This window comes from Ruegeria sp. R13_0 (assembly GCF_017743995.1).
In the GTDB taxonomy this organism is placed as follows: domain Bacteria; phylum Pseudomonadota; class Alphaproteobacteria; order Rhodobacterales; family Rhodobacteraceae; genus Ruegeria.
This window is the reverse complement of record NZ_JAGHRB010000015.1, coordinates 57,664-83,791: the sequence shown is the minus strand read 5'-3', so window position 1 is coordinate 83,791 and position 26,128 is coordinate 57,664. Positions and strand designations below refer to the sequence as shown.

Here is a 26,128-nt window from a genome sequence, read left to right as displayed (position 1 = left end):
TATGCCGTTGACCGTTTGACGTCTTCGAGATTGCCGACGTCAGTTGGTGGCTTTGCCAAATGTTATGCTTGGGAGGATAAACATGGAAATCAGTAGAGAAGCGGATACGCTGCGGGCGCTTTATCAGAATTGGACCGATCAGATGGTCGAGAACCCAGACCTGACGATCGCGAACCTGCGCAGCATGTTCGATGAATGGGGGCAGCCCGCACTAGAGCCGGAAAACGTTAGCTACAAAAGCGATCATGTCGGAGGAGTTGAGGCTATCTGGGCCCTACCAGCCGGGGCAGATACCTCGCGTGTAATTGTTTACACTCATGGTGGCGGCTTTGCCGTCGGCTCAGCCGATAGTCATCGAAAAATGGCAGGGCACCTCGCTAAGGTGCTTGGGGTTACGTCGGTGATCCTGCACTATCGGCGCGCACCCGAGCACCCATTTCCGGCGCAGATCGAAGATGCAGTAGCCGCATACAAAGCGCTGCTGGATAAGGGTTTCAAGGCAAGAAATATTCTGACGGCTGGCGACAGTGCTGGCGGCAATCTTGCCATCGCCAGCGTGCTGAAGTTACGCGAACTTGGGTTGCCACTGCCCGGAGCGGTCATCGCCTATTCGCCCTGGCTCGACATGGCGATGCGCGGGGAAACACTGGAAACCAACGCGGAAACCGATGCGCTAGTCGGCAAACCGATCCTCGAAGCGATGGCGGGGATGTTCCTCGGTGAAGGCACGGATCCGCTTAATCCGTTGGCCAACCCGCTGGAGAACGATTTCACCGGTTACCCGCCGCTCTATATCAATGCCGGAGGGGCCGAGACGCTTAAGAGCGATGCCGAACGGTTGCACGAAAAGGCCAAGGCACAGGGCGTAAACGTGACCCTGTCTATCGTCGAAGGCATGCAGCATGTCTTTCCCGCGCTTTCGGGACGCGCGCCCGAGGCAAACGAGGAACTTGGTCGCATCGCCGCATGGTATCGGGCCCTCTGAGACCTGTACTCGCACTGCATTGCGGTGCGGTGCGAGACAAACCCCTACGAAACATTCATCTAGCATCTCACCCGCAATCTGCGGGGCGGAGCGGTCTTACTCTGGGAGGAGTGATATGAACATTCAGACTGAGAATACTAAAACGGTCGGAGCGGATTTTGACGCAGTCGTCATTGGCGCGGGCTTCGGCGGGCTTTACGCTGTCCACAAACTTCGCAACGAGCAGGGACTGAACGTCCGGGGCTATGACAGCGCCAGTGACGTTGGCGGCACCTGGTGGTGGAACCGATATCCCGGTGCGCTGTCAGACACGGAAAGCTATGTCTATCGCTATTCTTTTGACAAAGAGTTGCTTCGAAAAGGCCGCTGGAAAACCCGGTATCTGACCCAGCCCGAGATCCTCGAATACATGAACGAGGTAGCGGATCATCTCGATCTTCGACGCAGCTACAAGTTCGACACCAAAGTGGATGGCGCGCACTATAATGAAAAAACCGGTCTCTGGAACGTGATCACTGATAGTGGTGAGACAGTTACCGCAAAATACCTTGTCACTGGCCTCGGTCTCTTGTCCGCAACGAATGTTCCAAAATTCAAGGGCATCGATGATTTCAAAGGCCGTATCTTACACACAGGTGCCTGGCCCGAGGGAGTGGACTTGAGCAACAAACGCGTGGGCATTATCGGCACCGGCTCGACGGGTGTTCAGGTTATCACTGCAACGGCACCAATTGCAAAACACCTGACTGTTTTTCAGCGCTCTGCACAATATGTCGTGCCGATTGGGAACACCCCGCAAGACGATGCTACCATCGCCGAGCAAAAGGCGAACTACGATAATATCTGGAATCAAGTGAAGAATTCTGTTGTGGCCTTCGGCTTCGAAGAAAGCGCCGAACCCGCCGAAACCGCCTCGCCCGAGGAACGGGAGCGGGTCTTCGAAGCCGCCTGGCAGCGCGGCGGTGGTTTCTATTTCATGTTTGGCACCTTTTGCGATATTGCGACCAGCCAAGTGGCCAATGATGCGGCCGCTGACTTCATCAAGGGCAAGATCAAGCAAATCGTGAAGGACCCCAAGGTCGCAGAGAAACTGACGCCGAAGGACCTTTACGCCAAGCGCCCGCTTTGCGGAAACAACTATTACGAGGTCTACAACCGAGACAACGTGACCCTCGCCGACGTGAAGGCCGATCCGATCGCAGAGTTCACTCCGAACGGCATTCGTCTCGAAAGCGGCGAGGAGCATGAGCTTGACATCGTAATCTTTGCCACTGGTTTCGATGCGGTCGACGGCAATTACGTCAAAATGGACCTCCGCGGACGCGGAGGCGTGACCATGCGCGACACTTGGAAGGAAGGCCCACTCGGTTACCTCGGCATGATGGAGGTAGACTTCCCTAACTTCTTCATGATCCTTGGCCCTAATGGCCCCTTCACTAACCTGCCCCCCAGCATTGAGACGCAAGTTGAATGGATCGCTGACACGATTTGCGCAATGGAAGAAGAGGGGGTTCAAAGTGTGGAGCCAACCGTGGAGGCGCGCGACGCTTGGGTTGGCACCTGCCGTGAAATCGCCGACATGACACTCTTCCCCAAAGCTGAAAGCTGGATCTTCGGCGCAAATATCCCCGGAAAGAAGAATGCGGTGATGTTCTACATGGCCGGGATTGGCAATTATCGCAATGCCATTAGTGCGGTTAAGGAGGAAGGTTATACATCCCTGATCCGCGACCGCACTGCCGAGAAGGTGTAAAGAATTCCGTCGGGCATTAAGAAAACCCGGCGGAAACAATTAAATTTGTTCATGAACACTCAGGAGAGAACTATGGGACGGGTATCCGGAAAAGTCGCACTGGTAACAGGTGGCGCCATGGGCATGGGAAAAGCCCATTGTGAAACGCTGGCACGTGAAGGCGCGCATGTATTTGTAACCGACCGTGATACGGAAGCGGGTGAAAGCGTAGTAAAAGGTATCATTGGAGCCGGAGGGAAGGCGGAATTCATTCAGCATGACGTGACGCTTGAAGAAGATTGGAAGAATGTCATCTCCACGGTGCAATCAAGTGCTGGTCGACTTGATGTGCTAGTGAACAACGCTGGCATTCTCATTCTGAAGCCGCTCCACGAAACCTCGCCTGACGAATTTGACATGACGATCAACGTCAATGTACGCGGTGTTTATCTCGGTATCCGAGCCGCGGTTCCATTGATGAAAGAGACCGAAAAAGCATCAATTATCAATATTTCTTCAATCTATGGGATTGTTGGTGCCGCTTCGGCGGGAGCCTACATTGGATCCAAAGGCGCCGTACGGATGTTGACCAAATCCTGCGCAGTCGACCTGGCCGAAAGTGGCATACGTGTCAATTCGATCCATCCCGGTGTCATCGATACTCCCATGACAAAAGATCTGCTACACGCCGACGAAGAGACCCGGCAGGCAATTCTGGGGGCCACGCTGCTCAAGCGGCCAAGCAAACCTGAAGAGGTTTCGAATGCGGTCCTGTTCCTCGCATCGGATGAGTCATCGTTCGTTCACGGAGCAGAGATTGTAGTAGATGGCGGTTATACTGCGAATTGACAGAGACACATCCCAAGTAACGGCCTGGAACCCGGGCCGTTACTGCCATTGCAAATTTCCAAGACGATAAACGCCAATGAAAATAATTGCACCTATAAAACACCTAATTGATTACAACGTGAAGGTTCGCGTTAAGGCGGACGGTAGCGGAGTTGGTCTCGCGAATGTGAAGATGTCGATGAACCCGTTCGACGAGATTGCGGTTGAAGAGGCGATCCGTCTGAAGGAAGCGGGCAAGGCGGACGAGCTTGTCGTCGTGTCGATCGGCGTGAAACAGGCGCAGGAAACGCTGCGCACGGCGCTGGCGATGGGCGCGGACCGGGCGATCCTCGTCGTGGCCGCCGACGACGTGCACCAAGATATCGAGCCGCTGGCGGTGGCCAAGATCCTAAAGGCCGTGATCGACGCCGAGGCGCCGGGCCTGGTGATCGCGGGCAAACAGGCGATCGACAACGACATGAACGCGACCGGCCAGATGCTGGCGGCGCTGCTGGGCTGGGGTCAGGCGACCTATGCCTCTGAGGTTGCGATCGAGGGCGAGCATGCCGTCGTGACCCGCGAAGTGGACGGCGGTCTGCAGACCATCAAGGTGAAGCTGCCGGCGATCGTCACCGCCGACCTGCGCCTGAACGAGCCGCGCTACGCCTCGCTGCCCAACATCATGAAAGCCAAGAAGAAACCGCTGGACGAAAAGACCGCCGCCGATTTCGGCGTCGATGTCACGCCGCGCCTGACCGTCGTCAAGACGGCAGAGCCCGCCGCGCGTTCGGCCGGGGAAATGGTTGGCTCGGTCGACGAGCTGGTGTCGAAGCTGAAAGAAAAGGGGATCGTGTAATGGCTGTTCTTCTCCTTGCAGAAATCGCCGGTGGTGCACTGGCGCTGGACGCCACCGCCAAGGCGGTGACCGCTGCCAAATCGCTGGGCGATGTGACCGTTCTGGTTGCGGGCCCCGCTGCCGCAGGCGAGGCCGCGTCGAAGATCGACGGCGTGGCAAAGGTTCTGGTGGCGGATGACGCCGCCTATGCCAACGGCCTGGCCGAGCCGGTCGCCGATCTGGTGGTCAGCCTGGCAGGCAATTATGAACATATCGTTGCTCCGTCCACGGCGAGCGCGAAAAACATCCTGCCGCGCGTCGCGGCGCTGCTGGACGTGATGGTTTTGTCGGACGTCACCGCCATCGTGGACGGGTCCACGTTCGAACGCCCGATCTACGCGGGCAACGCGATTCAGACGGTAAAGTCCAACGATTCCAAGAAGGTACTGACCGTCCGCACCACCGCCTTCGACGCGGCTGGCCAGGGTGGTTCGGCCGCCGTCGAGGCCATCGCAGCGGCCGGCAACGCGGGCCTGAGCGCCTGGGTCGAGGACAAGGTCGCGGCGTCGGATCGTCCGGAACTGACCTCGGCCAAGATCGTGGTCTCGGGCGGTCGCGGCGTCGGTTCCGAGGAGAACTTCGCGATCATCGAGGGCCTGGCCGACAAGCTGGGCGCGGCGGTCGGCGCCTCGCGCGCGGCGGTGGATAGCGGGTTCGCACCGAACGACTGGCAGGTCGGCCAGACCGGCAAGGTCGTGGCGCCCGAGCTGTACATCGCGGTCGGGATTTCCGGGGCAATTCAACACCTTGCAGGCATGAAGGACAGCAAGGTCATCGTCGCCATCAACAAGGATGAAGAGGCCCAGATCTTCCAGGTCGCCGACTACGGCCTGGTCGCAGACCTGCTCGACGCCGTCCCGGATATGACAAAGGCACTCTAAGAATGACAAACGTCTACATCTGCGATTACATCCGCACACCAATTGGTCGCTATGGCGGCGCGCTTTCTTCTGTGCGAGCCGACGATCTTGGTGCAATCCCACTCAGGGCCCTGGCCAGCCGAAACCCGAAGCTAGATCTAGCGGCCATTGACGAAGTGATTTTCGGCTGCGCCAACCAGGCGGGCGAGGACAACCGCAACGTCGCACGCATGTCGCTGCTACTCGCGGGATTTCCGGATTGTGTCCCTGGCACGACGATGAACCGGTTGTGCGGATCGGGTATGGACGCCGTAATCACAGCCGCCCGCGCGATCAAAGCTGGAGAAGCCGATCTCATTGTTGCTGGCGGTGTGGAAAGCATGTCTCGTGCTCCGTTTGTGATGCCAAAAGCTACAACTGCATTCTCGCGCGAAAATTCTGCTGAAGACACCACCATCGGCTGGCGCTTCGTCAATAAACAGATGAAGAGTCAATACGGCGTCGACAGCATGCCTGAAACGGCCGAAAACGTAGCGGAAGACTTCAGCATCAACCGCGCCGACCAAGATGCCTTCGCCATGCGTTCGCAGCGAAAGGCGAGAGATGCCATGGCGAACGGTCGTTTGGCCCGTGAAATTGTCCCGGTAGAGATTCCTCAGCGAAAGGGGGAGCCAAAGATCGTCGTACAGGATGAACACCCTCGCGCGGGTACGACTTTGGAAGCGCTCGCCCAACTGAAAACTTTCGTAAAAGCGGACGGCACTGTAACCGCTGGGAATTCTTCGGGCGTGAACGATGGTGCCGCAGCATTGATCCTTGCCACCAGCGACGTCGCAAAAAAATTTGGCCTCACACCGATCGCAAGGGTCTTGGGCGGCGCAACCGCGGGCGTCGCACCGCGCATCATGGGTTTCGGGCCGGCACCGGCGTCGGAAAAGCTGATGGCGCGACTTGGACTGAAACAAGAAGACTTCTCGGTAATCGAACTTAACGAAGCCTTTGCTTCGCAGGGTCTGGCCACACTACGGCACCTGGGGATCGCGGATGATGACGCCCGCGTGAACCCGAACGGCGGCGCTATTGCTCTCGGCCATCCGCTTGGCATGTCAGGTGCCCGCATCACTGGTTCAGCGATGCTGGACCTCAAACCTGGAGAAAAGTCGTTATCGACCATGTGTATTGGCGTGGGACAGGGGATTGCAATCGCGCTCGAAGCTGTCTGAGGTGCCGCGACAACCACAAAACTAACATAAGTCTAATTATGCGTTTAATTTCTTGTAGCCGGTGGATTCACATCCGAAGTGCAAATTCTGTATCAAAACAGAACGTTGCACGGAGGCTTATGAATGGGACGCAGCTACCCTCACCTGAGTTTGGAAGAACGCCGTAAGATCGACAAGTGGCGAGAAGCAAAAATGCCGGTTCCAGAGATTGCGGATCGGTTGGGTCGCGCGCCATCGACGATCTATCGCGAGCTGAAGCGGAATACTTATGAGGACAAGGAACTGCCGGAGCTGAACGGCTACTACTGCATGACGGCGCAAGCCAAGTACGAGCAACGTCGCGCGATCCATCGCAAGATGATCGTGCATCCGGAACTGAAGGCTGCCATTGAAGACCGGCTAAGGGCTGGTTGGTCCCCCGAACAGATCGCAGGTCGGATGCGGCTTGAACGTCACCCGATCCGTGTAAGCCACGAGACCATCTATCGGTTTGCCTATTCCAAAGACGGTCGCGATGAGCAGTTTTATCGTCATCTCCCTGAACATCGCAGACGCCGCAGACCGCGCGGCCATCGGAGGCATAGCCGTACCCACATATTTGACGTTCAAAGCCTGGCCCACAGGCCTGATCGCATCTCAGAACGCGCAGAATTCGGTCACTGGGAGTGCGATCTGATGATGTTCCGTAAAGAACATGGGAAAGTGAACGTCACATCGCTCGTTGAGCGGGTCAGCCGTTTCGCGGTTGTGATGCGCAACGAAGACCGCCAATCCAAGCCGATCATGGAGGCGCTGATCCAGGGCCTGGCTCCCCTGCCCGCCGATGCACGCCAGTCGATCACCTTCGACAGAGGCACCGAGTTCTCGGCCTGGAAGCATCTCAAGGCCGGGATCGGCGCGGACGCGTGGTTCTGTGACCCGCAAGCACCTTACCAGAAAGGCACCGTTGAGAATACGAACAACAGGCTGCGGAAGTACCTGCCTCGCTCAACCGAACCGACGGCGCTGACAAATCGATATTTGAGATCGATTTGCCACCGCCTCAATTCCACGCCACGCAAGTGCCTCGGCTACCGAACACCTGCCGAGATCTTCGAAGCCAAGCTGATGGAGATCCAGAACCGATTGGAATAAAAAGACATATCAGAAATTGCACTTCACCGTGAGTTCACAGCCGGGCACATTCTAAACTGGCTTGCGATAAATGCCCTATCTTGCTGGAAGCGCAACATCACGGCGGTCACAGATCATGAATTGAAAATGATCTGTGACCGCCTCAACGCAACACCCAGAAAATGCCTCGGATGGAAAACGGCCGAAGTGATCCGGGAAACTCTGACGACGGACAATCCCAACATGAGTCGCAGTTCAGATATCGCTCACAGATAACCGTCGCGGACTTTGCCGCTAGCGGTTTCGAGTGATACCATTTCGACCCAATCCTACATGTGAGCTTCGCGGTAAACACAAGGTATCAATTGTTACCTTTGTTGCACACCCCGATTGGCAGAAAATTAGTTTAATAGAAATTTCCTCGGTGCGCACCTCATAGAGTGACCGGGAAAGGGGCGCCGCGTCAGTCGGTCGTGAAGGGAGAAATGAAATGACCCAGCTAGATTTAGCCAGAAACAGTCAGGCGGAGCGCCGGGTGAGGAAACTGGTCGAATACCGGTCCGCGCATTATGCTTCGCATTCGGAGGCAGCGAGTTACTTCACAAACACCCCTGCACGGGTCCAGTTTTGCTTTGCCAACCCGATCATCTGCCGCCTGGGACGCGGTCACAAAATCATGAGCGTGTCGGACAGCGACGCATTCGACTTCATGCCCGGCGATGTCATGTTCGTCCCGCCGGGGCTGGAAATCGACATCGACTTGAGCATGGCGCGCACGGACGCTCCGATTGAATGCGATTGCATCGAGATCGAAAACGAGCGCGTCGAGTCAGTGCTTGGACGACTGAACGAGACCATGACGCGTGGCGGGCACCCGATCGCGATGTCGCTCGACTGGACAGCGTTCTCGGTGTTGCGGGGCGGCGAGGCGGATGAGCTTGATCTGCCGAACCTGATGCGCCTGTTTCGGACCGAAAGAGATGTGTTTTCCGATTTGCGCATTGACTCCAAGATTGACGATCTTCTTCTACGGCTACTCCAGCTTCGCGGGCGTTCCCTGCTTGTCAGCAAATACGGATCGCACGATTCCGGTATTGCGGCGGTAGCCAGCCTCATCCGGGACAACCTGCACCGCCATGTGCCGATCGCGGAACTGGCACGTGCTGCCGCGACGTCGGAATCGTCCGTGAACCGCCAGTTCAAGAAGTACTTCGGCACCACGCCGGCGCGCTTTGCCAACAAGGTCCGCATCGCCGAGGCAAAACGTCAATTGCGCAAGTCTCTGACGCCGATAGAGGCTCTTGCCTTTGAGCTTGGCTTTTCTGATGCGAGCCATTTCGGTCGAACTTTCCGCAAGACCACAGGCGAAACGCCTGCGGGTTATCGTAAGCGCCGTCAGAGACCGCCAAGTATGTTGTCTTGATTGTTTTGTTCCAAGTGTTGCGTGTTTTGTTCATGGCGCAATAATTCTGATCGCATTTTCATATATCCAAAATTCATCTTGGGAGGAAAGAAAATGCTCGATTGGCTTAAGCGAGGCAGCGGGGACACAAAAGTGCCGGCCCGCGAGATGTTTATTGGCGGCGCGTGGAGCGCGGCCAGCAACGAAAAGACATTCGCGACGGACAATTCCACCACCGGAGACACCATTGCGCAAGTCGCGGACGCAACTGCGGACGATGTGACGGCGGCCATTGACGCAGCGACAAAGGCGCAGCCAGACTGGGCGGCGTTGCCTCCTGCTGCGCGCGCAGGGCTTTTTCACCGCGCTGCGGCACTGTTTGTGGAGCGTCAGCAGGATTTCGTGGACATGCTCGTCGCTGAGACCGGCTCGGGCTTTGGCAAGGCGATGTTTGAATGCTCGCTAGTACCGCTGGCGCTCGCCGAAGCCGCCGGGCTGACCACCCGCGAGATCGGCGAGATCTATCCGAGCCAGGTACCGGGGAAGATAAATCGCACGTTGCGCTCGCCCGCAGGCGTCGTGGGCGCAATCAGCCCGTGGAATTTCCCCCTTTACCTGTCGCTGCGAGGCTTCATTTATGCGCTGGCGCTCGGCAACACCGCCGTTCTGAAACCCTCAGAAGACAGTCCCCTGTCCGGTGGCCTGATGTTGGCGGAACTCTTCAACGACGCGGGTTTCCCAGCGGGTGTTTTCAACGTTGTTACGACCTCCCGCGACGGTGCGGCCATGGTGGGAAATGCTTTTGTAGATGACAAACGGATCGCGGTGATGAGTTTTACAGGCTCAACACGCGTCGGTCAGCTTCTCGCGACCGCTTGCGCCAAGGCATTCAAACCGATCGTGCTCGAACTCGGCGGCAAGAACTCGATGATCGTGCGCAAGGATGCCGATCTCGACCGTGCAGTCGATCTGGCATTCTTTGGTTCGTTCCTGCATCAGGGCCAGATTTGCATGTCCTGCGACAAAGTTCTGGTGGACCGTTCGATTTATGATGCGTTTGTCGAAAAGCTTGTGGCTAAGACAGTCAATTTCGTCCCCACCAACCCCGACGAACAGACCTGCGTGGTCGGCCCGATCATCAACACCCGTCAGCTGCGCCGGATCGAGGCCATGGTGGATTCAGCCGTCAAGGCTGGTGCCAAAGCTGAATGCGGCGGCAAGGCCCAAGGACCGTTCTACACCGCTACGGTGCTGACCCGCGTGACGCCGGAGATGGATGTCTGGACAGATGAAGTCTTTGGCCCCGTGACCACCGTGACGCCGTTTGACAGTGAAGATGAAGCCATCGCGATGGCCAATGACACGCCTTATGGTCTGTCTGCCTCTGTCGTTACCGGCGATGTGTTGCACGGTGAACTTCTGGCCGAGCGCATCCATGCGGGCATGGTCCACATCAACGACTCGACGGTCCACGACGAACCGCATTGCCCATTCTCGGGAATCGGGGCTTCGGGTGGCGGCGGCAAATGGGGACCGAAAGGCGCCATCGAGGCCTTTACAACGCAGCGCTGGATCTCGACCCAGCGTCAGCCGCACCCACTGCCGTTCTAGACGCTAGCCGAAAGTAAGAATTGGCCCGCTCCTCATGCGGTGAGGAGCCGTTTGGAGCGGGCGACTATGTCTTTGGGAGGACAATCATGAAAATTTTTTCGAAAGCACTCGAAAAGGGCGATAGGCTGATGACGCTTCAGGCCGGGCTGGTGCATGGCCGCATCGGGCGGCGGGCCTTTATACAGATGGCCGTGGCGGCCGGCGCATCGCTGGCGACAGCCAAAGTCTGGGCACAGGAACTGGGCGATGCGGCGATCACGCAGCGCTATAATGCGCAGAACCTGGCTAGATCCTATGACTATATCGTCGTCGGCTCCGGGTCAGGCGGCGCTGTGGTCGCTGGACGACTGGCAGCCGAAACCGATGCCAACGTACTGGTGCTGGAAGCCGGCGATACCGATCAGATTGACGAAGTACTGAACCCGCTGATGTGGCCCACCAATATCCGTTCCGAACGTGACTGGGGTTATACCGCAGAGGCTTCCGACAAGGTGAACGGGCGTTCTCTGATCCTACCGATGGGCAAGGTTGTTGGCGGCGGATCGTCGATCAACGTGATGATTTGGGCGCGTGGCCACAAGAACGATTTCGACCACTGGGCCGCCGAAACCGGCGATGAGGCCTGGAACTACGAGAATGTGCTGAAGATTTACAAGCGGATCGAAGATTGGCACGGCCCAGCAGATGACAGCCGCCGCGGCACGGGAGGGCGACTTTTCGTCACTGAGGTCGAAGACCCTAACCCGATCGCGCCGGCCTTTCTGCAAGCCTGTGAAAGCGTCGGGATTCCATCCTATTCCGATATGAACGGCGAAATGATGGAAGGCGAGGGCGGTGCGGCACTCGCCAATGTGCGGATCAAGGACGGGATGCGCCGCAACCTGCCCGCCGACTACCTTTGGGAAACGCTGAAGCGCCCGAACATCACACTGGTGACCGGCGCAACCGTCCACCGCGTCGAGCTTGATGGAACCACCGTGACGGGCGTCACTTTCGAGAAGGACGGCGAAGTGATGACCGTGGGCGCGAATGAACGCGTCGTGCTCTCGGCAGGTGCGATCAACACGCCGAAAATCCTGATGCAGTCAGGTATTGGTCCGGCGGCTCACCTCCGCGAGGTTGGCGTGGAGGTAGCGCATGATCTGCCCGGGGTCGGCCAAAATTTCCAGGATCACATCCTCGCCGCGGGCTGCGTATGGGAGTATGACACCCCGCTGCCGCCGCATAACTCGGCGGCCGAGGCGACATTCTTCTGGAAGTCGAATTCCAACCTCGACACACCCGACCTACAACCTTTCCAGATTGAGGTGCCCTACGCATCGGAAGTCCATGGCCCGGCCTTCGAGGTTCCGGCGGGGTCGTGGACTATCGCGCCCGGCATCGTGAAACCGAAATCGCGCGGCGAGGTGCGGCTCACGGGGCCGAACCCCAGCGATCCCCTCTCGATTGACGGCGGCTTCCTTAAGGAAGAGGCCGACCTGACCGCGCTCACCCGCTGCATTGAACTGTGCCGCGAAATCGGCAACTCCTCCCCGATGGCCGAGTTCGTGAAACGCGAGGTGATGCCCGGCGCGTTGTCGGGCGAAGACCTCAAGGACTTCGCCCGCAGCGCTGCCGGGACCTATTTCCACGAAAGCTGCACCTGCAAGATGGGTACGGACGAGATGTCGGTCGTGGATGGGTCGCTGTCAGTTTATGGCATCGAAAAACTGTCGATTGCCGACGCCTCAGTCATGCCGCAGGTCTCGACCGGCAACACGATGGCCCCAACCGTGATCATCGGCGAACGGATGGCCGACATTCTGGTGGGAGCGATCTGATGACTTTGCAAGCGATATTGACCCGACCCGCTATGGCCGCGATTGCGTTGGTGGCGGCGCTCCAGAGCGCTCAGGCGCAGGACTTTTCGGATCGCAAGATCGAGTTGAAGGCCGGGCTGACGGGTGTGTTCTTTGACGAGGCCGCGACCGTCAGCATAGGCGGCGTAGAAGTGCCAGGCGGTGATGCTCGGATCGACGACAATGTCACAGCCATTTTCGAGGTTGGGTACTTCTTTCGCCCGGACATTTCGGTCTGGTTGGGCCTCGGCCTTCCCGCGACAACCAGCCTTTACGGTGCCGGTTCGCTTGAGGCGTTCGGGCATCTGGGCGATGTCACCTATGGCGCCCCAAGCCTGACCCTGCGCTACCATTTCAACACCGACGGCAGGGTATCACCCTATATCGGAGCAGGTGCGGTCTATGGGCTGATCCTCGACGAAGAAGATGCGGCGCTTGCTGACGTGTCGGTCGATAACGGCTGAGGCACGGTGCTGGTCGCCGGTGTCGACTACGCCATCGACGACAGATGGGGCGCTTTTGCAGAGATCAAGAAATCCTGGCTGGAAACCGAAACAGATTTCACAGCGCCCACTGGGGCCGGACCGGTGGTGGGGGGCTCAAAGCTGACGCTCGATCCGGTCACGGTCACGTTGGGTGTGTCGTATCGGTTCTGACGACAAACGAGGAGCATTGCATGAGCGAAGATCGTTACGTCGATATCATGGGGCTGAGGACGCGCTACCGGCAAGTCGGCACGTCCGGTCCGGTGGTGCTCCTCGTCCACGGGATCTATTCGTCCATCGAGGACTGGCAGGGCAATATCGGCCCGCTCGCCGAGCGATACCGGGTCTGGGCGGTGGACCTGCCGGGCTGCGGCAGGACCGACAAGCCCGCCGATTTAGACCTGTCGCTCGATGCGCAGGTCGCGTTTCTGCGGGCCTTCGTGACGGAACTCGGGCTCGAAAGTTTCCACCTCGTGGGGCACTCGATGGGCGGACGGCTGTCATTGGGGCTCACGCGCGCAGAGCCGGCTCGGGTCCGTTCGCTGACCCTCGTCTCGCCTGCAGTGATCGGCTATGAGACCTACATTCTCTTCCGGCTCTCGACCCTGCCGGGGCTGGGAGAAATGTTGACCTGGCCGAACCCGCTGGGGATGCGGATGCTGATGGGGGAGGTCGTTCATGACAAGAGCCTGGTGACCGATGAACTCGTGCGCGCAAGACTGGCCTTCGCCCGCATGCCAGGGGCGCAACGCGCCTTTCTGAAGACCCTGCGTGGATTGTCGAACCTGTTCGGATTCCGCCGTGAACTGGTGCGTGACCTGCATGGTTGGCTGGGCGAAATCGACCAGCAGGTTATGGTGATCTGGGGCAAGCAGGACAAGCTAACGCCAATGCATCACCTGCGATTCCTCGAGCAGGGAACAAATGCCATTCGCAAACGTCTCTATGATGGCTGCGGTCACCTGCCGCATCTGGAACACGCGGATCGGTTCAACGCGGATCTGACGGCTTTTGTCGCGGATGTCGACAACCCGTGACTGTGGCACGCCAAAAAGTGTGTTCCGGTATCCGTGCATTCGTTAACAAAACACCCCGATATCGCGCCCTTAGTGACCTGCCCCCCGAAACCTCCCGCACTTTAATGTAGAGTTTGCTCAACCTCTTGAAGGAGCAAACAGATGCGAAAGAGCCGTTTTACAGAAGCGCAGATCATCGGGATGATCAAAGAACAGGAAGCCGGGATGCCGACGGAAGAGGTCTGCCGCAAGCACGGTCTCAGCCAGGGCACATTTTATAAATTCAAATCCAAGTATGGCGGCATGGAAGTGTCTGATGCGGCCAAGCTGAAGGCTTTGGAGGATGAGAAGGCAGGCATCCGATTCCGGCGATCTCGCGCCGTTCCCAGATTTCTTCTCAGCACCTTCGAATGTAACATATATCGCGTGGTGACATTTCGCGCATCGTGTCCGTTTCGCGGGCATGAACTTGCGGGACCGTGTAGCACAGAACATCCAGGAATTGAGACGCGCCCGCGGCCTCAGCCAGGAGGAGCTTGCTCATCGGGCCGACGTGAGCCGCGGCCATATGGGCAAGGTCGAGAACGCCAAGTTCGCGGCCTCCCTCGACCTTCTCGAACGCATCGCCAAGGCGCTCAATGTCGACCCCGAAGAACTCTTCGCGAAACGCTAGTGCGCTTCCTGAGGCTTTGATCCCGTCACCCAACGCGAGAGACATAACGGCAAGAACGATACGAGTGGCGCGGGTACATGGCGAAGAGAAAGACTGGCTGGCCCTTCCTGGAAGGGTTTATCATCGACGGAACGCAGGAAACCCATGTGTTCACCGACTATCGCTGGGATGATGGAAGCGTGAGCCGCCGCCAATTCGTGGATCCTGACAGTTACGACCCTACGCTTGTCATAGTACGGCCAGTGTCACTCAAACTGTCGGACAGACAGCATCAGTAGGAAAACCACTCCGAGTGACCCATGTTGCCCTCGTAGTCGCCGAATTCGACCATGATGCTGCGGGAATAGAAGTGCCAAAGGCCGCCACCGCTCGGATAGGCGATCTCCTGTCCGCTTTCCGAGACGAATGTCGTGGGCCAGGGCGTGTGGGACCCGTAGACCCGCTGGATATAGCGGCAGGTCCGGTTCTCACGATCGCAGGAGCGGATCGACCAGTCCCACTGACGCGGCTCGTCACGCGGCTCGTAGGAGCGCCCGGTGAACCAGATCACATGGGTCCGGTTCAGCCATTCGTATTCGGGCAGGTTGGTGTCGAGCTCGCCCTCGCCGCCGGGCCCGCCCAGCTCGACCGGCACATGGGCAAAGGTGCATACCCCGAAGGGCGGCAGGCTCGGCCAGGGCGTGATGCGGCGGATCATCGTGCGATAGGCCCGCGCGCAGACAGCACTCGGGGGGAAACCACCCGCCATGCAGAGCATGATGGCGCAGTCGATGTCATAGGCTTGCGCCTTCTCCGGGGCTCCGAAGCCTGCCAAACCCCCGATTATCGCCGCCATTACTTGTCGTCTCATGCCACTCTCCCGCAAAAGTTGCGGCAACTATCGTGCAATATGTAGTTTTCTGCAATATGTCGTATTGACTCTATATAACTTTATGGCCTTAGTGTCGTGAAGTAGAAGGGCTCTCGTGGGGAGAGTCCGAACATGCCGATAGCGCGCAACCAGATCCTGATCACCATAGACGGTGTCAAAGACTTGTCCGAGAAGGGCATCGCGTTCCGCTGCCGGTATGAACTCGTGGGGTTCACGGACGATGGCAAGCCGCGCTACCAGTGCATCTACCTGCGCGAGGGCGAACCGGAAGCCATTCTGGTCTCAACCCGGATCACCCCGCACGGTCCGGAGCCGCGGTATTTCAACATATGGCCAGGGCTCTTCAAACATCATCTCGAGTTCGGTGACGGGCGCGATCTGCGCTTTGGTCCTGATTACAGCATCACCCTCGAGGAGCGCGGCTGACGTCATCGCCTTTGGCCGTGACGGGGCGGCCCGGACCTCGGGCTGGACCTTTCATGGCGCGCGGCCTGCGTGGGTGGGGCTGAGTGATAGCGCTGAGGCCGGGGTGGTTCTTGCCTCGCTGGATGCCACACCGCCGTCTGGCCGCGACGACATCCTCTCCCTGATCCGCACGACTGCTGACCGGCACCAGGGGAACCGTGCCCTGCGGCAGGTCGGCCTCGATGAGGACGACTGGCTGGTCCTTTTCCAAGCGCTGGTCGAGGCCGAAAGCAGCTACAATCCGACTGCCGTGAGCCCCAAGGGTGCCTACGGTCTTGGCCAGCTGATGCCAGACACGGCCCGCAGCCTCGGAGTCGATCCGCGCGATCCGTCCCAGAACCTCGATGGCGCCGCACGCTATCTGCTCGCGCAGATCGCCACGTTCAAGGACATCGATCTGGCGCTCGCGGCCTACAATGCCGGGCCGCATCGCGTGGTCGAATATTCCGGAATTCCACCCTTCGCCGAGACCCGCGACTACATCGCGCGCATCCACCGGATCCGGGCCCGACTCGCGGGCACATCCGTTTCCGCGCCGGACATCCGTGTCGCGACCCGCGTGCCAGCCCGCGCGCCAGTCCTCATCGATCTTCAGTAAAACAAGGGAACTTCGCATGCTTCGACATCGCCTCAGCCGCCTCTTGCCTGCCGCCACAACCCTGGCGGCTTTCGCAACGCCCGCCCTCGCGCAAGACTTGTCACCCATCCAGACCATGCTGGAAACCGTCGAGGCCGCGCTGACCGGTCCGATCGGGATTGCGGTCGCCACGCTCGCGGTCATCGGCACCGGCTTCATGTGCATGATGGGGCGCCTCAACTGGGGCTGGTTTGCCTCGGTCATCATCGGGATCGTCCTGATTTTCTCGGCTGGCACCATCGTCGACGGCTTCTCGTGACATTCCGGCAAAATAGCGTCCTACGAGGGACCCGAACGCGTTGTGCTTCGCAAACGCTGCCTCGGGTCCCTCTCCGGACACACATTTCCTTCTAAGCCGGAATATCACCCTATGGCAGAACGATCCCCCCTCTTTCTGGGCCTCGCCCGACCGCCCAAGTATCTGGGCCTCCCTGTCGGATACCTCGTGGTGCTGGCGACCGGGGTCGTTCTGCCGTTCATCTGGACGAAGTCTATGGTCTTCTTCCTGATCGGTATCATCGCCTATCCGATCCTCTGGTTTGTCGCCGACCGCGAGCCGCATTTCTTCGAGGTCTTGCGCGTCTCCTACGGTTCGGTGCGCCCGACGAAGAACCGCACCCTGCATGGAGGGGACAGCTTTGGCGCTTGATACGGGCACACTTTCCACTCACGGAACCGCTCTGCTTCAGGCTGGCGGCGGGGCGTTCGCGCGGGAGAGTTATCTCGCGGAACACCTGCCGTATTTTGCCCTTGCCGATGACGATGTCATGGTGCTCCGCGAGGGCGACCTCATGGCGAGCCTGCGCTTTGATGGCCTCAATCCGATGACCAGCGAAGACACCCGGCTCGATGCGCTCAAGCGCGCGGTTGCCGCCATCGTCGCTCAGACCGGCAATGCCTTCGGCTTCTACATCCACCGGATCTCCGTGCCGCAGGATCTCGGAATGCGCCCCATCGAGGGAGACAGCTTCGCCGCCGCGATCGACGCGCGCTGGCAGGACCATGTGAAAGACCTGCGCCCGGCCAAGCGCCAACTCTATCTCAGCGTCATTCGGCGGCCTGATATCTCGGCGCGCATTCCGCTTCTGCGGGCGCTGGCCCGTAAGGCCTGGGTCAAGGACCGCGCGACGCGCCTGCAGGAGCTGAACGAGGTCATGGGCTTCTTCGAGGTGGCACTTGCCTCGGCCAATCCCGTGCGGCTGACCCGCAAGGGAGGCGAATGGCTGGGCTATCTCAACACGCTGAACGCGGGCAGCTTCTCCCCCATCGCCTTCGGGCAAAGCGCCTTGCCCCTCTCACATACCTTGAGCAATTGCCGCGCGACCTTTGACGGCGACGTCGTCACCCTGACCGATGCCGTGACCGGTCAGGTCAAATATGGCGCACTTTTCTCGATGAAGACCTATCCGGCCCTCACCGACGTGACGCTCCTCGACGCGCTCGACCTGCCGCTCGACATCGTGCTGACGAATTCTTTCAGCCCGATCCCGAACAACATCATGGCCGAACGCATCCAGCGCATCATCCGCCAAATGCAGGCCTCCGACGATGCCGCCGTCTCCCTGCGCGAACAACTGGGCCAGGCCGCAGACGACCAGGAAGCAGGCCGTATCGCCTTCGGCGACCATCACCTCTCCATCGCCGTCTATGTGCCTGACCGCGACACGCTTGAACGGGCAGCCGCCCAGATCAAGCGCGTCGGACAGGAAATCATGTCGGTGATCGTGCGCGAAAACATGGCGCTGAAAGCCACCTATTTCGCGCAATCCCCCGGCAATTTCGGCTACCGCGCCCGCAAGACACCGATCTCCTCGATCAACTTTGCCGACTTCGCGGCCCTGCATGGCAGTGTCGAAGGGCGCGGCCCGGATCAGTCGCCCTGGGGCCAGACCATTTCGGTTCTGCCGACAGTCGGCACCTCTGGCTACCGCTTCAACTTCCACGAGGCGGGAAGCTCGGCCAAGGAACCGACCGTCGGACACACCCTCGTTCTGGGGCGCACCGGCACGGGCAAGACGCTCACCACCGCCTTCCTTGCGGCGCAGGCGCAGCGGGTCGGCGCGCGGCTCTTTTTCTTCGACAAGGATCGCGGGCTCGAGATGGCCGTCCGCGCCCTTGGCGGGCGATACAATGAAATCCGTGCCGGTGTTCCCACGGGGCTGAACCCGCTCGCCACCGAGACCGACGAGCGCGGCCGCGCCTGGCTCTCGGACTGGCTTGCGACACTTCTCACACGGAATGGCACACTTTCGGGCGAGCAATCTCGCCATATCCAGAGTGCCGTCGGGCAGAACGCCGATGCGGGCGTGGCGCTGCAGCGCTTCGCCAGTTTCGAGACGCTGTTCCAGTCGCTCGATGACGACGGCGAGTTGCAATCCCGCGTTGCCGAATGGGCCCCGGGCGGACGCTATGGCTGGGTCTTTGACGAGCCCGAGCGCGGCGCGGGCCTCAAACTCACGGGCGACATCGTCGGGTTTGACATGACCGAAATCCTCGACATGACCACCGAGCGCATGGCGGTGCTCTCCTATATCTTCCGTCAGATCGAACGCGTGGTCGAAGACCGCCGACCCACCATCATCGTGCTCGACGAGGCCTGGAAGCTATTGGACGATCCCTACTTCGGGGCGCGGCTGGAAAACTGGCTGGTCACGCTTCGGAAGATGAACTGCGTCGTGATCATGATGACGCAATATCCGAGCCAGTTGCGCGACAGCCGCGTGGGCAAGACCATCGTCGAGACGGTGCCGACCCAGATCCTCTTCCCGAACGATCGCGCCACGTTCTCCGATTACGACTTCCTGCGCGTGAACGCCAAAGAGGCGGCTCTTCTCGTCCAGCCTACCATCGGCCAGCGCATCGCGCTCGTTCGCTCGGCGGGCGACAGCGTCTTCGTCGATGCCGACCTCTCCGCGCTCGGCACCCTCCTCCCCATCCTTGGCGGCGGCGCCACCGGAGAGGCCCGCGTACCCGCCGATTGGCGCGCCAATCCCAATTTCTGGAGAAATGTGCTATGAGTTCGAAACCCCTCTTTATGCTTTGCGCCGCCGCAGCAGTCCTTCTCTCAGCTTGCGAGAAATACACCGAACAAACCTCGCCCTGCTTCGGTCGCAATGGCGAACCGCGGGTGACGCGCGCGGCCCTCTCTTTCTCGACCATGGGCGCACCGGTTAAGCAAGGAAGCAAACCCGACTGCAGCTTCGAGCTCCTGCCCCGTCCGGAATGAGCCGCGCCGCGATCATATCCGCCGGGCTCTGCCTCGGCCTCAGTGCCCTGCCCGCGCATGCCCAGGGCGTGCCGACGCAGGACAATTCCGCGATCGGCCGCGCGATCGCGCGGGTGACGGCGCTCGCAGAGGATCTGGGCGTCCAGCAGGACAAGGATCGGACGGAGTCCACTCTGGCGGACGTACAAGCCGACCAGCTGCGCGTCCTCGAGGAGATGACCGCCGCAATTACTGGTCCCGGCTTCGATATCCGCGCGCTCGAGGGCAATGCGGATTTCGGGGTGGCGGCGGTCTACCCGAACACCGATCCAAGCCCCATGAACAGCCGTCTCTTCGGCGAAGGCCGTGAGACCGTCGAGATGATGATCGTCGAAGTTGCGGGCGAGTTCGCGAGTGCCCCCGGTGTGGCCCGCGCCGGTCTCTCGGCCACCCAGTGGCGCTGCCTCTTCCAGGCCCTGATCAAGCAGGAGAGCCGCTTCAACGTCGCGGCACAAAGCCCGGTCGGCGCCTATGGTCTGACCCAGCTCATGCCCGGCACGGCCTCCGACCTCGGCGTTGACCGCTATGACGTGAAGGACAACCTGCGCGGCGGCGCGCGCTATATCACGACCCAGCTCGATCGCTTCGGCAATATCCCCCATGCGCTCGCAGCCTATAACGCGGGGCCGGGCCGGGTCATTGAATATGGCGGCGTGCCACCCTTTGCCGAGACGCAGGGCTACGTGCGCAATATCTCGAAGTTCTACAACGAATACCTCGCCGTGGTGGGCGGCGCCGACGCGCTCGGCACACTCTCGCCCTCGGACTTTGCGTTGGCCGAATATGCCAGCATCTCCGAGGCGGGCGTCTATTACGCCGCCGACAGTTTGGCCACCACCGAACAGGTGATCAATCGCCTGCGCGCGATCATCCTGCAGATCGATGCGCAGCCCAATGCCAAGGCGGCCTGGGAGCTCAACACCTACGCCAAGGCCGAGATCGGCCGCATCCTCAACCTTCGCGTCCGGCTGATGGCCGCCAACCAGCAGCGCGAGGCGGCCTATGCGCAGCACCTCGTCGCCGACCGGCTGGCCGAGCGCGACTTCATGCAGATGGGAGTTCCCGAATGAGACAGCTTCTCCTGACCGTAGCTGCGGTCACCACACTCGGGTTTGCCTCGCCCGCTGCTGCCCAAGGCGTGCCGACCTTCGATGGATCACAGCTTGGTAAGCTCGTGGCACAGCTCGAGCACATGGCCGAGGACCTGAATGTCCAGATGCAGCAGCTCGCCACCATGCGGCTGGAACTGGAGACCCAGTTGTCGCAACTGACGAACCTCGAGGCGCAGCTGACCTCCTTGATCGAAGGCAGTGGGCTGGGCGAGCTTTTTGCCACGGTCGAAGAATTCCGCGCGCTCCGCGGCAAGCTGGTTGCGCCCCTCAATACCGCACAGTCGCTGGCGAGTGGCGATTTTCTGAGCGGGTTCAATCCCGGCGCCGAGCTTTCGGCCTCGGTCGAGCGGGTGCTGTCTGGCAGCGGTTTCACCTCGGAGCGCCTGAGCACGCTCTCGGGCTCTGATCAACCCGCCGACAACCGCATCGCCGCTTCCGCCGGGGCCAGCGCCATGTTGTCGGTCGCGGCGCAGGAAAGCCACGAGGAGGCCGGTCAAAGCCTCGAACGGCTCGAGACCATGGTCGGGCTCATCGACGATCAGGACGGGCTGAAGGCCGCCGTCGATCTCAATACCCGCGTCACCGCCGAGCTCGGCATCATCCTGACCCAGATCTGGCGGCTGGAAGCGGCCCAGGGCGTCAGTGCCGGTCAACTCGGCGTTGTCGATGCCGCGACGCTGGCAGATGAGCGCAAGTTCCGCTCGATGGCGGTGGATCCATGAGCAAGTCCAAACTCACCCCGAGCTGTTTCACCTTGATGGAAGCTGGCCTCCTCAGCCTTTCGCTTGCCCTGCCGGTCGGTCTCCTCGTCCTGCCCGACCCGGCCTTGGGTCAGGATCGTCCCTTCACCTCGATGGAAATCGCACGGGATGACGCCGATGCGTGCCGCGTCCCCAAACCCCCGGTGGATCTCGCCGAGACCGCATACTTGCGCAATGGTTACCGCGCGATCCTGCGCATCCTGATCGCCGAAGAGGCACTGGCCACAGAGAACTGCACCTGCCTGCTGGACGACTTCACCTGGGACCAGGCACTCATCGCCCTGCCCCGGTTCCAGACCTCGGACAATCCACGCCTGCCCTTCAAGGTGCTCGATCTCTACGCGCAGGCCGACGCGTTCGAGGCGCAAGTTGCGGAGGCCTGTGTAAAGTAGATGGGTGTTATTCGCGACATCCTGAGCCAGGTCGACGCGGCGGTGGATACCGTGGCGCAGGACGGCTTTGTCTCCTCGGCAGGTGCTGTCGGTGACGTGATTTCTGCCGGGGCCGCGCTCCTTGTCGTGCTCCTCGGGATCAACGCGGTGATGCAACTCCGCCCCCTGCCCTTCGGCACCGGCTTTGCCTTCGGCATGAAGATCGCGCTCGTGGGGATCTTCGCGCAGAGCTGGGACAATTTCAGCATGATCTACGACATCGTCACGCGCGTGCCCGACTCCGTCGGAGCCTCGATCCTTGCGCTCACCGGCTCGGGCGACGAGGCCGGCGTCTATGAGAGCCTCGACAACATGGTCGCCCGCATCACCGCCTATGGCGACACGATCGGCGATCGCGCGGGCTGGGTCTTCGGCGCGGTCCTCGGTGCCATCTTCTTCGTCCTTTCCGCCGTTTTCGCCGCCGTCACCGCAGGGATCATCGCCTTCGCCCGCATTGTCTTCGCGCTGATGATCGTGATCGCTCCCTTCATGATCGTGACCTCGCTCTTTAAACCGACGCAATCCCTTTTTGAGGCCTGGACTCGCGCCACCATCGGCTATGCGCTCATGCCGGTCGCCGCCGCAGGGGCCGCGGGCATCATCGTCGCGATCGCCGAGGCCATCGGGGACGCCTCCGCCGATCCGGGCGATGTCGAGACCGTCAGCCTCATCCTGCCCTTTCTCGTCATCCTGATCCTTAGCGCCGGGATCATGGCCTCGGTCCCCTACATCGCCTCCAACCTCACCGGCGTGGTCGGCATTGCCTCGAATGCCGTGGGGCTGACCGGCCTCGCGCGCCAGGGTTTCGTGAACACGCGGGAGTATGGCACGGGTGCTGCCTCGCGCCTCGTCACCGGCAAATCGCCGCAGGAGCTGAACCAAATGGCCAATGCGGGCGTGGTGAAGACCGGCGAGATGATCCGGCAAAGCCCCGGCGCGCTCCTCTCCGCCGCCAAGGCCTTCCGCAAACCCTGATGTGAAAGACGATTGACTTGAAGAAGAAGGTACTTAGTTCCTCCGCGCCTGACCGCGACGCGTTTGAAGCGGATTTCATCTACGGGCCGCGGCGGCGCGAGCGTTTCGCCTGGTTCGTCGCGGCGGCCGGCGTGCTGGTCGGCGTGGCCGGCATGGTCGCGGGCGCGAGCCTCTTTCCGCTCAAATCGACCGAAACCTTCGTCGTCGTCGTCGACAAGGAGACCGGCGAGATGGACCGGGTCGCCGCTGTTCAGGCGCTGACCCTTTCCGAAAGCGACGCCATCATCCAGGCCAATCTCGTGGCCTATGTCGATGACCGCGAGACCTATGACCTGACAGATGGCGAGCAACGCATCAACTCGGTGCTCGATCGCTCGGATGGCGATGCCGCCCGCACATTGCGCGATCTCTGGTCATCTACCAATGAGGACTATCCGATCACCGTATATGGCCGTGACGCCAAGATCGAAGTGGTCATCAAGTCCGTGAATCAGATCGAGCGCGGCGTGGCCCAGGTCCGCTTCACCCGCACGCTGCGCCGTCCCCGCGACACCCGCACCGTGACCCGATCCTACGTGGCCACCGTCGGCTACGACTTCCAACCCGAAACCCGCCAGCGCCTTCAGGACGTCTGGGCCAACCCCTTGGGCTTCGTGGTGACCTCCTACCGCGTCGACGCCGAGACCCTGGAGAACTAACCAAGATGAAATCCCTGCCCGCGCTCCTCACCACGTTTCTCCTAGCGCTTGCCCTTCCTGTTGCCGCCTTCGCCGAGGCCACACCGCAAGGCGGCCCGCTCGACATCCGGATCCGCACCGCCGTCTATAACGAAAACCAGGTCTACCGGATCGAAACCGATCTCAGGCATTCGACCACGATTCATTTCGGGGCGGGCGAGCGGTTTGAAGCGGTGATCGTCGGCGACACCGAGAGCTTCCAGGTCGATCCGATCCCCGAGCTGGGCAATGTGCTGACCATTAAACCGCATGTGGCCAATGCCTCGACCAACATGACGGTGATCACCAACCGCCGCACCTATTCCTTCCATCTGCGCGAGGGCTCGATCCCGAACCGCACCGGCATGTTCTTCGAGGTGCGCTTCCGTTACCCCGACGAGGAGCGCCGCGCGGCGGGTGCTACACAGCCCAAAGGATTTGAGGCCCCGCGCAACTACAACTACCGCGTCTCGGGCGAGGGGGATTTCCGCCCCAGCCATATCTATGACGACGGGCGCTACACGTATTTCGTCTTCCCGGAGAACGGTCGCCAACCCGCCCTCTTCAAGGCCGACGATCAAGGCCGCGAACGCACGGTGAACTGGACCCAACAAGGCAACACCGTCCGGGTCCTCGGGGTCAACACCTATTGGACGCTGCGCATTGGCGACGAGGTGATCTGCGCCTGGCGCGACGAGCGCACCATATACGTGAGCAACTGACCATGGCCGATCAAACCCCTCCCGATCTGCAGGACCGCCTCGACCAGTTCAGCCAGCGCGGCAAATCCAAACACCGGGCCAACAGCCTCGGGGTTGGTGCTCTCGCCGCCGCCCTCGCCCTTGGTGGCGCCGGCGTCGCGTATTTCCTGGCCACCGGGCTTCGGACAAGTGACAGCGCGCTTGAGACCTCCGATGTCGAGACCTTTCAGGACCGCCGCCCCGGCACCGGCGGGCGGCTGGAGTTTCCACCCGATGAGACAGAGCAAAGGGTCAATGACGCGCTGATCGCTGTCGAGGAAGCGCTGGACGTGCCCGCCGCCCCTGCCCCGGAACCGAGCGCCGAGGTGCTGGCCGAGATCGCCAAGCTCCGCGAGGCCCTCGCCGCCAGCCAGGCTGCCCGCAACTCGGAAATCCAGTCCGCCGTCGCAGACCTGCGCGAGGCCTTCGACGAACAAAAGGAAGCGCTTGAAGCGACGCTGACCGCAAAGGAAACCGAGCTGGCCAACCTGCAGCGCCAGACCGATACCCGCATCGAAGGGCTGCAAGCCTTGCTCGATGCCGAACGGGCGCAGCGCGAGGGACTGGAGGCAGAGTTGGACCGCGAAGGTTTGATCGCCGACCAGCGCCTTCTCGAAGAGCGCCGGCGTCAGGAAGAGGAGCAGCGCCAGCGCGAGGCCGAACGGGTCGCCGAGGAGCTTTTGACCGCGCAGATCAAATCCCCCGCCGTGGTCTACGCAGACGGTCCGCGTGGTGGCCAAAGTGCAGCGGCGGAGGCCGACACTGCGGCCGCTGTCGCCGGGGAGCCGGTCCTGTCAGGAAACGAGCAGTTCCTGCAGAGCGCGCGACCGCTCGAAGTGCAAGAAGCCGCCCGCCTCACCCATCCCGAGCGCACGCTGACCCAAGGGTCCGTCATCCAGGCCGCGCTCCAGACCGCCATCAACAGCGATCTACCCGGGTCTGTCGTGGCGGTCGTCTCCGAGCCGGTCCCGGCGTTTTCCGGGGACCGGATCCTGATCCCCCGAGGCTCCCGCCTTTTTGGCCAATACCGCTCCGGCATCGAGATGCACCAGAAGCGCATCCTAATCCTCTGGACCCGCGTTCTGACACCGGACGGAACCTCGATGGAAATCTCCGCCGTGGGCGGCGATCAACTCGGTCGCTCAGGCCTCACCGGTCTCGTGGACACCAAGTTCGCCGAGCGCTTCGGTGGCGCGGCGCTGATTTCCGTGATCGGGGCAGCACCGGCCGTGGCGGCGGAAAGTGCCAACAACGAGACGACAAGCATCGTCCTGGGCGATGTCGGCAGCGACCTGCAGGATGCGGTCGGGTCCGTCATCGCCGAGCAGGTTTCGATCGCACCGACGATCTATGTCGATCAGGGTGCCTCGGTCACCGTGCTCGTGGACAGGGATGTGGTGATCTACGGGGGTTCCGGTTCACAATGAAAAAGAAGCATCAGGTTTCGCGTTCGAGCCGCAGGCGAGAGGCAGCGAAACCAGGTTCAATATTACC

The 26,128-nt window shown here is 60.7% G+C and carries 26 protein-coding genes and 2 pseudogenes; 27 read left to right on the top strand and 1 reads right to left on the bottom strand.

What is annotated here, in order from left to right:
- Positions 1–82: 82 nt before the first annotated feature.
- The 15 genes and pseudogenes from J7394_RS18515 to J7394_RS18440 all read left to right on the top strand — a co-directional run bounded on the left by J7394_RS18515 (position 83) and on the right by J7394_RS18440 (position 14,939).
- Entirely contained in the window at positions 83–985 is a 903-nt protein-coding gene (locus J7394_RS18515) for an alpha/beta hydrolase (protein WP_017468330.1), read from the top strand.
- A 115-nt stretch (positions 986–1,100) separates the two neighbouring features.
- On the top strand, positions 1,101–2,738 hold the full coding sequence (locus tag J7394_RS18510) for an NAD(P)/FAD-dependent oxidoreductase (RefSeq protein WP_009804217.1): 1,638 nt from the start codon (positions 1,101–1,103) through the stop codon (positions 2,736–2,738).
- 72 nt (positions 2,739–2,810) lie between these two features.
- A complete protein-coding gene (locus J7394_RS18505; RefSeq protein ID WP_009804216.1) occupies positions 2,811–3,566 on the top strand; it encodes an SDR family NAD(P)-dependent oxidoreductase in 756 nt (251 codons plus the stop codon).
- A 76-nt stretch (positions 3,567–3,642) separates the two neighbouring features.
- Positions 3,643–4,401 carry an electron transfer flavoprotein subunit beta/FixA family protein gene (locus tag J7394_RS18500; protein WP_009804215.1) on the top strand — a complete coding sequence of 253 codons (759 nt, stop codon included), beginning with the start codon at positions 3,643–3,645 and terminating at the stop codon, positions 4,399–4,401.
- Complete coding sequence (locus tag J7394_RS18495; RefSeq protein WP_009804214.1) at positions 4,401–5,321, top strand: electron transfer flavoprotein subunit alpha/FixB family protein; 921 nt, start codon at positions 4,401–4,403, stop codon at positions 5,319–5,321. Before J7394_RS18500 ends, J7394_RS18495 begins: the two co-directional genes overlap by 1 nt.
- A gap of 2 nt (positions 5,322–5,323) precedes the next feature.
- Positions 5,324–6,523 carry a 3-oxoadipyl-CoA thiolase gene (gene pcaF / locus J7394_RS18490; RefSeq protein WP_009804213.1) on the top strand — a complete coding sequence of 400 codons (1,200 nt, stop codon included), beginning with the start codon at positions 5,324–5,326 and terminating at the stop codon, positions 6,521–6,523.
- Between the two features lie 123 nt (positions 6,524–6,646).
- Positions 6,647–7,657, top strand: a complete 1,011-nt coding sequence (locus J7394_RS18485) for an IS30 family transposase (protein WP_088636365.1) — start codon at positions 6,647–6,649, stop codon at positions 7,655–7,657.
- Positions 7,658–8,126: 469 nt separating this feature from the next.
- On the top strand, positions 8,127–9,059 hold the full coding sequence (locus J7394_RS18480; protein ID WP_040179399.1) for a helix-turn-helix domain-containing protein: 933 nt from the start codon (positions 8,127–8,129) through the stop codon (positions 9,057–9,059).
- Positions 9,060–9,152: 93 nt separating this feature from the next.
- Complete coding sequence (locus J7394_RS18475; RefSeq protein ID WP_040179400.1) at positions 9,153–10,649, top strand: aldehyde dehydrogenase family protein; 1,497 nt, start codon at positions 9,153–9,155, stop codon at positions 10,647–10,649.
- 86 nt (positions 10,650–10,735) lie between these two features.
- Complete coding sequence (locus tag J7394_RS18470; RefSeq protein WP_040179402.1) at positions 10,736–12,469, top strand: GMC family oxidoreductase N-terminal domain-containing protein; 1,734 nt, start codon at positions 10,736–10,738, stop codon at positions 12,467–12,469.
- A pseudogene (locus J7394_RS18465) lies at positions 12,469–13,143 on the top strand (OmpW family protein). Before J7394_RS18470 ends, J7394_RS18465 begins: the two are co-directional and overlap by 1 nt.
- Positions 13,144–13,163: 20 nt before the next feature.
- Positions 13,164–14,009, top strand: coding sequence for an alpha/beta fold hydrolase (locus J7394_RS18455; RefSeq protein ID WP_040179405.1), 846 nt, complete (start codon positions 13,164–13,166; stop codon positions 14,007–14,009).
- Between the two features lie 141 nt (positions 14,010–14,150).
- A pseudogene (locus tag J7394_RS18450) lies at positions 14,151–14,351 on the top strand (transposase); the annotation flags it as partial.
- Positions 14,352–14,451: 100 nt separating this feature from the next.
- On the top strand, positions 14,452–14,661 hold the full coding sequence (locus tag J7394_RS18445) for a helix-turn-helix domain-containing protein (RefSeq protein WP_152460876.1): 210 nt from the start codon (positions 14,452–14,454) through the stop codon (positions 14,659–14,661).
- Positions 14,662–14,738: 77 nt separating this feature from the next.
- Positions 14,739–14,939, top strand: a complete 201-nt coding sequence (locus J7394_RS18440; protein ID WP_152460877.1) for a hypothetical protein — start codon at positions 14,739–14,741, stop codon at positions 14,937–14,939.
- On the opposite strand, the gene J7394_RS18435 is transcribed toward J7394_RS18440, so the two are convergent.
- Positions 14,933–15,511, bottom strand: coding sequence for a hypothetical protein (locus J7394_RS18435; protein ID WP_152460878.1), 579 nt, complete (start codon positions 15,509–15,511; stop codon positions 14,933–14,935). The two genes, J7394_RS18440 and J7394_RS18435, sit on opposite strands and share 7 nt — an antisense overlap.
- Before the next feature lie 132 nt (positions 15,512–15,643).
- Here J7394_RS18435 and J7394_RS18430 point away from each other — a divergent pair, with 132 nt between their 5' ends.
- From J7394_RS18430 to J7394_RS18375, 12 genes are all read left to right on the top strand, one after another.
- Positions 15,644–15,958, top strand: a complete 315-nt coding sequence (locus J7394_RS18430) for a hypothetical protein (protein WP_008335576.1) — start codon at positions 15,644–15,646, stop codon at positions 15,956–15,958.
- Between the two features lie 103 nt (positions 15,959–16,061).
- On the top strand, positions 16,062–16,595 hold the full coding sequence (locus tag J7394_RS18425) for a lytic transglycosylase domain-containing protein (RefSeq protein ID WP_180888401.1): 534 nt from the start codon (positions 16,062–16,064) through the stop codon (positions 16,593–16,595).
- Positions 16,596–16,611: 16 nt separating this feature from the next.
- On the top strand, positions 16,612–16,893 hold the full coding sequence (locus J7394_RS18420) for a TrbC/VirB2 family protein (RefSeq protein ID WP_009574106.1): 282 nt from the start codon (positions 16,612–16,614) through the stop codon (positions 16,891–16,893).
- A gap of 111 nt (positions 16,894–17,004) precedes the next feature.
- Complete coding sequence (locus J7394_RS18415; protein ID WP_180888400.1) at positions 17,005–17,283, top strand: type IV secretion system protein VirB3; 279 nt, start codon at positions 17,005–17,007, stop codon at positions 17,281–17,283.
- Entirely contained in the window at positions 17,258–19,651 is a 2,394-nt protein-coding gene (locus J7394_RS18410; RefSeq protein ID WP_180888399.1) for a type IV secretion system protein B4, read from the top strand. Before J7394_RS18415 ends, J7394_RS18410 begins: the two co-directional genes overlap by 26 nt.
- Positions 19,652–19,856: 205 nt before the next feature.
- Complete coding sequence (locus tag J7394_RS18405) at positions 19,857–20,969, top strand: transglycosylase SLT domain-containing protein (RefSeq protein WP_180888398.1); 1,113 nt, start codon at positions 19,857–19,859, stop codon at positions 20,967–20,969.
- On the top strand, positions 20,966–21,733 hold the full coding sequence (locus tag J7394_RS18400; protein WP_180888397.1) for a type IV secretion system protein: 768 nt from the start codon (positions 20,966–20,968) through the stop codon (positions 21,731–21,733). The genes J7394_RS18405 and J7394_RS18400 overlap by 4 nt, the downstream gene beginning before the upstream one ends.
- Entirely contained in the window at positions 21,730–22,164 is a 435-nt protein-coding gene (locus tag J7394_RS18395) for a hypothetical protein (protein WP_239368750.1), read from the top strand. Before J7394_RS18400 ends, J7394_RS18395 begins: the two co-directional genes overlap by 4 nt.
- Positions 22,165–23,178, top strand: coding sequence for a type IV secretion system protein (locus J7394_RS18390; protein WP_180888396.1), 1,014 nt, complete (start codon positions 22,165–22,167; stop codon positions 23,176–23,178). It abuts the gene before it with no gap.
- 17 nt (positions 23,179–23,195) lie between these two features.
- Positions 23,196–23,876 (top strand): virB8 family protein, encoded by a 681-nt coding sequence (locus J7394_RS18385; RefSeq protein WP_180888395.1) that lies wholly within the window; start codon positions 23,196–23,198, stop codon positions 23,874–23,876.
- 5 nt (positions 23,877–23,881) lie between these two features.
- Positions 23,882–24,616 (top strand): TrbG/VirB9 family P-type conjugative transfer protein, encoded by a 735-nt coding sequence (locus J7394_RS18380; RefSeq protein WP_209255203.1) that lies wholly within the window; start codon positions 23,882–23,884, stop codon positions 24,614–24,616.
- 2 nt (positions 24,617–24,618) lie between these two features.
- Positions 24,619–26,061 carry a TrbI/VirB10 family protein gene (locus J7394_RS18375; protein WP_180888393.1) on the top strand — a complete coding sequence of 481 codons (1,443 nt, stop codon included), beginning with the start codon at positions 24,619–24,621 and terminating at the stop codon, positions 26,059–26,061.
- Positions 26,062–26,128 lie beyond the last annotated feature (67 nt).